The sequence below is a fragment of the Streptomyces sp. NPDC014889 genome, assembly GCF_043081205.1.
Classification (GTDB): domain Bacteria; phylum Actinomycetota; class Actinomycetes; order Streptomycetales; family Streptomycetaceae; genus Streptomyces.
In genome coordinates, this window is record NZ_JBIBWH010000041.1 from 1 (window position 1) to 2,461 (window position 2,461).

The window sequence follows — 2,461 nt, forward strand, 5'->3', positions numbered from 1 at the left end:
TCCGACGCTCCCACGGCTTGTAGGCACACGGTTTCAGGTACTATTTCACTCCCCTCCCGGGGTACTTTTCACCATTCCCTCACGGTACTATCCGCTATCGGTCACCAGGGAATATTTAGGCTTAGCGGGTGGTCCCGCCAGATTCACACGGGATTTCTCGGGCCCCGTGCTACTTGGGTGTCTCTCAAACGAGCCGCTGACGTTTCGACTACGGGGGTCTTACCCTCTACGCCGGACCTTTCGCATGTCCTTCGCCTACATCAACGGTTTCTGACTCGTCCCACGGCCGGCAGACCGTGAAAGAGAGATCCCACAACCCCGCATACGCAACCCCTGCCGGGTCTCACACGTATACGGTTTAGCCTCATCCAGTTTCGCTCGCCACTACTCCCGGAATCACGGTTGTTTTCTCTTCCTGCGGGTACTGAGATGTTTCACTTCCCCGCGTTCCCTCCACACTGCCTATGAGTTCAGCAGCGGGTGACAGCCCATGACGACTGCCGGGTTTCCCCATTCGGAAACCCCCGGATCAAAGCCTGGTTGACGACTCCCCGGGGACTATCGTGGCCTCCCACGTCCTTCATCGGTTCCTGGTGCCAAGGCATCCACCGTGCGCCCTTAAAAACTTGGCCACAGATGCTCGCGTCCACTGTGCAGTTCTCAAACAACGACCAACCACCCGTCACAACCCGCCGAAACGAATCTTTACCGGGGCCGGCAAAACTGAGGGCATTCCCTCAGGACCCAACAGCGTGCCCGACACGATCCCACTCACACTCTCTGCGTTCCACGCCGAAGCAGTACTGACAGGAGATGATCCAGACCGTGCCGAATAGTCAACGTTCCACCCATGAGCAACCAGCATCAGACATTCGCTGATGTACTGGCCCCTGACCGAGCGAACTCGGTAAGAAGTGCTCCTTAGAAAGGAGGTGATCCAGCCGCACCTTCCGGTACGGCTACCTTGTTACGACTTCGTCCCAATCGCCAGTCCCACCTTCGACAGCTCCCTCCCACAAGGGGTTGGGCCACCGGCTTCGGGTGTTACCGACTTTCGTGACGTGACGGGCGGTGTGTACAAGGCCCGGGAACGTATTCACCGCAGCAATGCTGATCTGCGATTACTAGCGACTCCGACTTCATGGGGTCGAGTTGCAGACCCCAATCCGAACTGAGACCGGCTTTTTGAGATTCGCTCCACCTCGCGGTATCGCAGCTCATTGTACCGGCCATTGTAGCACGTGTGCAGCCCAAGACATAAGGGGCATGATGACTTGACGTCGTCCCCACCTTCCTCCGAGTTGACCCCGGCGGTCTCCCGTGAGTCCCCAGCACCACAAGGGCCTGCTGGCAACACGGGACAAGGGTTGCGCTCGTTGCGGGACTTAACCCAACATCTCACGACACGAGCTGACGACAGCCATGCACCACCTGTACACCGACCACAAGGGGGGCACTATCTCTAATGCTTTCCGGTGTATGTCAAGCCTTGGTAAGGTTCTTCGCGTTGCGTCGAATTAAGCCACATGCTCCGCCGCTTGTGCGGGCCCCCGTCAATTCCTTTGAGTTTTAGCCTTGCGGCCGTACTCCCCAGGCGGGGCACTTAATGCGTTAGCTGCGGCACGGACGACGTGGAATGTCGCCCACACCTAGTGCCCACCGTTTACGGCGTGGACTACCAGGGTATCTAATCCTGTTCGCTCCCCACGCTTTCGCTCCTCAGCGTCAGTATCGGCCCAGAGATCCGCCTTCGCCACCGGTGTTCCTCCTGATATCTGCGCATTTCACCGCTACACCAGGAATTCCGATCTCCCCTACCGAACTCTAGCCTGCCCGTATCGACTGCAGACCCGGGGTTAAGCCCCGGGCTTTCACAACCGACGTGACAAGCCGCCTACGAGCTCTTTACGCCCAATAATTCCGGACAACGCTTGCGCCCTACGTATTACCGCGGCTGCTGGCACGTAGTTAGCCGGCGCTTCTTCTGCAGGTACCGTCACTCTCGCTTCTTCCCTGCTGAAAGAGGTTTACAACCCGAAGGCCGTCATCCCTCACGCGGCGTCGCTGCATCAGGCTTTCGCCCATTGTGCAATATTCCCCACTGCTGCCTCCCGTAGGAGTCTGGGCCGTGTCTCAGTCCCAGTGTGGCCGGTCGCCCTCTCAGGCCGGCTACCCGTCGTCGCCTTGGTGAGCCGTTACCTCACCAACAAGCTGATAGGCCGCGGGCTCATCCTGCACCGCCGGAGCTTTCCAGAATCACAGATGCCTGTGAAACTCGTATCCGGTATTAGACCCCGTTTCCAGGGCTTGTCCCAGAGTGCAGGGCAGATTGCCCACGTGTTACTCACCCGTTCGCCACTAATCCCCACCGAAGTGGTTCATCGTTCGACTTGCATGTGTTAAGCACGCCGCCAGCGTTCGTCCTGAGCCAGGATCAAACTCTCCGTGAATGCTTGCCGGT

General features: G+C 58.6%; 2 rRNA genes. Both read right to left on the reverse strand.

What is annotated here, in order from left to right:
• Positions 1-632 (reverse strand): 23S ribosomal RNA (locus ACF09J_RS35960); the annotation flags it as partial.
• Between the two features lie 293 nt (positions 633-925).
• Positions 926-2,450 (reverse strand): 16S ribosomal RNA (locus tag ACF09J_RS35965).
• Positions 2,451-2,461 lie beyond the last annotated feature (11 nt).